At 70.0% G+C, this 6687-nt stretch carries 5 protein-coding genes; 2 read left to right on the top strand and 3 right to left on the bottom strand.

All coding sequences use genetic code 11. The features are described 5' to 3' along the window. Positions 1–242 precede the first annotated feature (242 nt). Together ACWFR3_RS15590 and ACWFR3_RS15585 are read left to right on the top strand one after the other, a co-directional pair. Entirely contained in the window at positions 243–1757 is a 1515-nt protein-coding gene (locus ACWFR3_RS15590; RefSeq protein ID WP_453735086.1) for an MFS transporter, read from the top strand. 97 nt (positions 1758–1854) lie between these two features. Then, positions 1855–2637, top strand: coding sequence for a TetR/AcrR family transcriptional regulator (locus ACWFR3_RS15585; protein ID WP_453735085.1), 783 nt, complete (start codon positions 1855–1857; stop codon positions 2635–2637). Between the two features lie 18 nt (positions 2638–2655). Here the strand turns inward: ACWFR3_RS15585 and ACWFR3_RS15580 are convergent, their stop codons facing one another. From ACWFR3_RS15580 to ACWFR3_RS15570, 3 genes are all read right to left on the bottom strand, one after another. Beyond that, entirely contained in the window at positions 2656–3117 is a 462-nt protein-coding gene (locus tag ACWFR3_RS15580; protein WP_453735084.1) for a PPOX class F420-dependent oxidoreductase, read from the bottom strand. Positions 3118–3144: 27 nt separating this feature from the next. Continuing rightward, the gene (locus ACWFR3_RS15575) at positions 3145–3963 is read right to left on the bottom strand and encodes a YceI family protein (protein WP_453735083.1); all 819 of its coding nucleotides are present in this window, start codon (positions 3961–3963) and stop codon (positions 3145–3147) included. 173 nt (positions 3964–4136) lie between these two features. After that, entirely contained in the window at positions 4137–6674 is a 2538-nt protein-coding gene (locus ACWFR3_RS15570; protein ID WP_453735082.1) for an MFS transporter, read from the bottom strand. Positions 6675–6687 lie beyond the last annotated feature (13 nt).

Here is a 6687-nt window from a genome sequence, read left to right as displayed (position 1 = left end):
CGGCCCCCCCCGCCTGCGCGAACTACTACGACCTCCCCCCGCGTCTGCGCTTACATTGCCTCACAACCCCTGACACCCCCCCCCCGGCTGGGGCCGGCCGCACACCGCGGCCGGCCCCCTCGTCATGTCCGGCCGGAAACCCTCTCGCCATGTCCACCGCAAATATCTTGTACGCCGTACGGGAGATGCCTTACGGTGTACGTCACAACCCCACGTACACCGTATAAGCAAAAGGAGAGGGCATGACGGCAACGACGACCGCCGAGACCCCCACCCCCCACGGGCACCCCCAACGCTGGCTGATCCTCGGCGTCATCTGCCTCGCCCAGCTGACCGTCCTGCTGGACAACACCGTCCTGAACGTCGCCATCCCCTCCCTCACCAAGGAGCTGGACGCGTCCACGGCCGACATCCAGTGGATGATCAACGCCTACTCGCTCGTCCAGTCCGGCCTGCTGCTCACGGCGGGCAGCGCGTCCGACCGCTACGGCCGCAAGAAGATGCTCGTCACGGGCCTCGCCCTCTTCGGCATCGGTTCGCTGGTCGCGGGCCTCGCCCAGTCCTCCGCGCAGCTCATCGCCGCGCGGGCCGGGATGGGCGTCGGCGGTGCGCTCCTGATCACCACCACGCTCGCGGTGGTCGTGCAGATCTTCGACGACACGGAGCGGATGAAGGCGATCGGCCTCTGGTCGACCGTCAACTCCCTCGGCTTCGCGCTCGGCCCGCTGATGGGCGGCGTCATGCTCAACCACTTCTGGTGGGGCGCGATCTTCCTGATCAACATCCCCGTGGCGCTCATCGGGCTCGCCGCCGTGGTCAAGCTGGTCCCCGAGTCCAAGAACCCGCAGGGCGACCGCCCCGACCTGCTCGGCGCCCTGCTCTCCACCATCGGCATGGCCTCGGTCGTGTACGCGATCATCTCCGGACCCGAGCACGGCTGGACGTCGACGCAGGTACTCGTCGCCGCCGCGGTGGGCGTGGCCGTCCTCGGCGTCTTCGTCTTCTGGGAGCTGCGCATCCCGTACCCGATGCTGGACATGCACTTCTTCCGCAACCAGAAGTTCATCGGCGCCGTCGCGGGCGCCATCCTGGTCGCCTTCGGCATGGGCGGTTCGCTCTTCCTGCTCACCCAGCACCTCCAGTTCGTCCTCGGATACGAGCCGTTGGAGGCGGGCCTGCGCACGGCGCCGCTCGCGGTCACCGTCGTCGCGCTCAACCTCACCGGGCTCGGTGCGCGGCTCCTGAAGAAGACCAGCACCCCGGCGACGATCGCCATCGGCATGACCTTGCTCTCCGCGGGCCTCGCCGCGATCGCCGTGCTCGGCGGCGACAACTACACCGGCATGCTGTTCGGCCTCATCGTGATGGGCGCGGGCATCGCGTTCGCCATGCCCGCCATGGCCAACGCGATCATGAGCGCGATCCCGCCGGAGAAGGCCGGCGTGGGAGCGGGCGTCAACGGCACGCTCGCGGAGTTCGGCAACGGCCTCGGCGTCGCCGTCCTCGGCGCTGTCCTGAACTCGCGCTTCGCCTCGCTCGTCACCGTCTCCGCGGTCTCGCTGCCCGCAGCGCTTGCGGCCGCCGGGTCCGATGCCGAACGTACGAGGATCGCCGACGCGTTCTCCTCTGGCCTGGAGACCAGTCAGCTGGTGGGGGCGGTGGCCGTGTTCCTCGGGGGCATGGTGGCAGCCGCGTTGCTGAAGCGGGCCGAGAGGGCAGACTCTGCGAAGACGGACCCGGCCACGGCGTCCGCATAGCATCGACGGGTGGGCGACGGACTGGCCGATTCCGGTCTGTCGCCCGCCGCGGGACCACCGGTACCAGTACAAGTGCTCAGGACCAGGAAGGTGCGCCATGGCGAAGGCAGCCGACAGCGCGAAGCGCCCCGCGCGGGCCAGTGTCTGGCTGGAGGGCAAGGCCCTCCGCAATGGCTCGGGCCGCAGGAGTGATCAGCCGTCGGGCCTCGACCGGGACCGCATCACCGAGGCCACCGTCCGCCTCCTGGACGAGGAGGGCCTCGCCAAGTTCTCCATGCGCCGCCTGGCCGCGGACCTGAACGTCACGGCGATGTCCGTGTACTGGTACGTCGACACCAAGGACGACCTCCTCGAACTGGCCCTGGACGAGGTCGCCGGGGAGATGAAGCTGCCGGACGCCGAGTCGGTCACGCCCGACCGGTGGCGTGAGGTGCTGCGCGAACTGGCCGAGGAGTACCGGACAGTGCTGGTCCGGCACGCCTGGTTGTCACCGCTGATCGGCAACTTCCTCAACATCGGCCCGAACTGGCTCAAGTTCGCCCTGACCGTGCAGGAGGTGGTGCGAAAGACCGGCCTGCCGGCGGAGAAGCAGGCCGGCGCGATCGCCGCGGTCTTCCAGTTCGTGTACGGATTCGGGACCGTGCAGGGCCACTACATCGCGCGCTGCGCGGCGGCGGGGCTCACTCCAGGGGAGTACTTCACGGAGGCCATGGGCGTGGTCCGCGACCACCCCGGCGTGGAGAAAACCCTGCTCAGCGCCTCCGACATGCTGGAGGCGCGGGGCGGGGCCACGGTGGAGGAGATGTGGGAGCTCGACTTCAAGGTCGCCCTCGACCTGCTGATCGCGGGCATCGAGTCGATGCTCGAGCCGGGCCCGTAGGCCCCCGCGGCCTCGCCCCTAGGCCTTCGCCGCCGGGAAACCCCCGGTGGCCACCGGACCCCACCGCTCCGGAGTGATCCGGATGATGGACTTGCCCTGCTTCACCATCGCCTCGCGGTACTCGTCCCAGTCCGGGTGCTCGCCGGAGATGTTGCGGAAGTACTCGACGAGCGGCTCCACCGAGTCCGGGGAGTCGATGACCTCGGCCGTGCCGTCGATCTGCACCCACGGCCCGTTCCACTCGTCGCTCAGGACGATGATGCTGACCCGCGGATTCCGCTTGGCATTGCGCGTCTTGGCCCGCTCCGGATACGTGGACACCACGATCCGTCCGGAGTCGTCGACCCCGCAGGTCAGGGGGGATCCCTGCGGGGTTCCGTCCGCGCGGCCCGTCAGCAGGATCGCGCGGTGCCTGGGGCGGACGAAGTCGAGCAACTCATCGATCGAGACCGTGGTGTTGGTAGCAATGTTGGGTGCCATGTCCGCACCCTAGACCCGCCCGTTCCGCTAGACCTGGGGGAGGGAGTCCCCTTGGACCGCCTGGATGTCCAGCTCCACCCGCAGGGTCGTACCGATCGCCGAGATGCCCGCCTGGACGACCTGGTTGTAGTTCATGGCGAAGTCCTCCCGGCGCAGCTCGGCGGTGGCCCGGAAGGCCGCGCGGGTGCCGCCCCAGGGGTCGGCGCCGGTGCCGAGGTAGCTCAGGTCCAGGTCGACCGGGCGTACGACACCGTGCATGCCGAGCTCGCCGTGGACCGTCCAGCGGTCCGATCCGGCGGGCGTGAGGCCGGTCGAGCGGTAGGTCAGCTCCGGGTACTGCTCGACGTCCAGGAAGTCGGGCGACTTCAGGTGGCCGTCCCGCATGCCGTTGCCGGTGTCGATGGACGCCGACCTGATGACCGCCTCGACGCGCGACTTCTCCACGTCCTCGGCGATCTCCACGATCCCGCCGAACTCGGTGAACCGGCCGTGCACGCTGGTGATCCCCAGGTGCTGGGCGACCGCGCCCACCGTCGAGTGCGCCGGGTCGATGGTCCACGGGCCGGGCGGCGGCAGCTCGGTGCCGCCCTGCCGGGCCAGGACGATGTTGCCGACCTCGGCACGGCCGCTCGCCGTCACCATGGCGGTCGAGGCCACGGGCGCGTAGCCGACCGCGGTGACGATCACGGTGTACGGGCCAGGGGCCAGGTCCGTCGCGTCGCGCACGGCGCCTTCCTGGTCCGCCGCGGCGCGCAGCACCTGCGTGCCGGTCATGTCGGTGAGGGTGACGACGGCGTGGGATACCGCCCACCCGTCACGCGTCCGAATCCGAGCGCTGAGTCCCATCCCGTTTTGCTCCTTGCCAAGCTCAAAGTCAAAGCTCAAAAGAAAGTGTGCGGCCCCCGGCGGCGGTGACACGGCCGTCCCCTGCCGTATGCGTCACCGCCGGTCCGGGGGCCCTTCCACAACCGGCCCGGGCACGCTCATCCGCTCGAAGGGCGTGCCCGGGCCGGGGGTAACTACTCGCCGGGGTGGGCGAGTTCGATGTCGTGGTCGCCGACACCTTCACCGGCGACGGTCAGGCCCGTCGCCACCGGCGGGTAACCGGTCGCGATGACCGTGTACTCGCCGCTGTCCAGGTCGCTGAAGGCGTACGCGCCGTCGGACCCGGTGGTCGCGGTGGCGACGACGTTGCCCGCCGCGTCCACCAGGGTGACGCGGGCGTCGTTCAGCGGACCGCCCTTGGCGCGCACGGTGCCGAGCACCTGCGAACCGGCGTTCAGCTCGACCTCGACCCGGGTGACGCCGACCGCGCCGACCTCGACGGGCAGCGCCATCGGGCGGTGGCCCGCGGCGTTCACCGCGATGGTGACCTGGCCGGGCACCAGCTCGGCGAAGGTGAACTCGCCCTGCTCGCCGGTGAGCCCGGTGGCCAGGACATCGCCGCGCACGTCGGTCACGATGACCATCGCGCCGGAGACCGGCAGCTTGCCGTCGGAGGCCCGCACGACACCGCTGAGGCCGCTCGTGCCGCTCAGCAGGATGTCGTAGTTCAGCGCCTCGTCGGAGACGACGATCGTGGATGCCTGCGGCTGGAAGCCGTCGGCCGAGGCGATCAGTACGTACGATCCTGCGCCGGGGGCGTCGACCGCGTAGGAACCGTCGCCCTGCGCGACCGCACGGCCCAGCTGGCGTCCCGCGAGGGAGATCAGCGTGACCGCGGCCCGCGGGACCGGGGTGCTCTCCGCGCCGCGGACGAAGCCGTGGACCGGGGTTCCGCCGCCGATGGTCTGCAGGGGGCCCTCACCGGCGGCCGACGAGGCCACCGCCGCGAGCTTCTGCGTGCCTTCGGGGCCCGTCTCGGTGTGCGCGCCGACGGAGGCCAGGACCGGCTGCTCGTCGGTGGCCGCGGCTGCGGCCGTCGCCGGGGCTGCGGGGGAGGTCGCGGGGACCTCGGAGGCCTCGGCGGCCTGGGCGAGTCCGCCTGACGTACGCAGCGGAACCTCCTTGATGAAGATCGTGATCAGGAAGGCGAGGAACGCCAGCGGGGCGGCGATCAGGAAGACGTCGGCGATGCCGTGCCCGTAGGAGCTCTCCATGACCGTGCGGAACGGGGCCGGGAGCTTGTCCAGGTCCGGGATGGCGCCGCCGCCCGTGCCGCCGTGGCCCATCGCCGCGGCGTCGGGGCCGAGGGCGGTGAGGCCGTCCTTCACGTAGTGGGTGATGCGGGTCGACATCACGGCGCCGAGCGCCGAGACGCCCATGGCGCCACCGAGGGAACGGAAGAAGGTGACGACCGAGCTCGCGGAGCCGAGGTCCTCGGGAGCGACCTGGTTCTGCGTGGCGAGCACCAGGTTCTGCATCATCATGCCGATGCCGAGACCCATGAGCGCCATGAAGATCGCGATGTGCCAGTACTCGGTGTCGTACCGCATCGTGCCGAGCAGGCCCAGGCCCGCGGTCAGGAGCGCGCCGCCGGAGACCAGCCAGACCTTCCACTTGCCGGTCTTGGTGATGATCTGGCCCGAGACCGTCGAGGAGATGAACAGGCCACCGATCATCGGGATCGTCATGACACCGGACATCGTCGGCGACTTGTCGCGCGCCAGCTGGAAGTACTGGCTGAAGAACACCGTGCCCGCGAACATGCCGACACCCACGAAGAGCGAGGCGAGCGAGGCGAGGGTGATGGTGCGGTTGCGGAAGAGGCGCAGCGGGATGATCGGCTCGCTCGCCTTGGACTCGACGAGCAGGAAGAGCAGGCCGAGGACGATCGAACCGCCGACCATGGCGCCGGTCTGCCAGGACATCCAGTCGTACTTGTCACCCGCGAAGGTCACCCAGACCAGGAGCAGGCAGACGGCCGCCGTGATGAAGAAGGCGCCGCCCCAGTCGACCTTGACGTCCCGCTTCACGACGGGGAGCTTCAGGGTCTTCTGCAGGACGATCAGCGCGATGATCGCGAAGGGCACGCCGACGTAGAAGCACCAGCGCCAGCCGAGCCACGACGTGTCGGTGATGACGCCGCCGAGCAGCGGGCCGCCGACGGTGGCGACGGCGAAGGTCGCGCCGAGGTAGCCGGAGTAGCGGCCGCGCTCGCGCGGGGAGATCATCGCGGCCATCACGATCTGCGCGAGGGCGGAGAGACCGCCGACGCCGATGCCCTGCACGACGCGACAGGCGATCAGCATCTCGGGGCTCTGCGAGAGACCCGCGACGATGGAACCGCCGACGTAGATGATCAGGGCTATCTGGACCAGGGCCTTCTTGCTGAAGAGGTCCGACAGCTTGCCCCACAGGGGCGTGGTCGCCGTCATCGCCAGGAGCGAGGCGGTGACGACCCAGGTGTAGGCGGACTGGCCGCCGCCCAGGTCGCCGATGATTTCGGGCAGGGCGTTGGAGACGATCGTCGACGACAGGATCGCGACGAACATGCCGAGCAGGAGGCCGGAGAGGGCCTCCATGATCTGCCGGTGCGTCATCGGAGCACTCGCGTCGTGCGCGGCTCCGTGCTTGGCGTGGCTGCCCCGCACACCGGATGGTGTGGTTGTTGCCATGGGCTTCCTCTTC

It is taken from the genome of Streptomyces sp. NPDC055189 (genome assembly GCF_053606765.1).
Note: the sequence above shows the minus strand (reverse complement) of the source record. Positions and strands in the feature narration are given on the sequence as shown.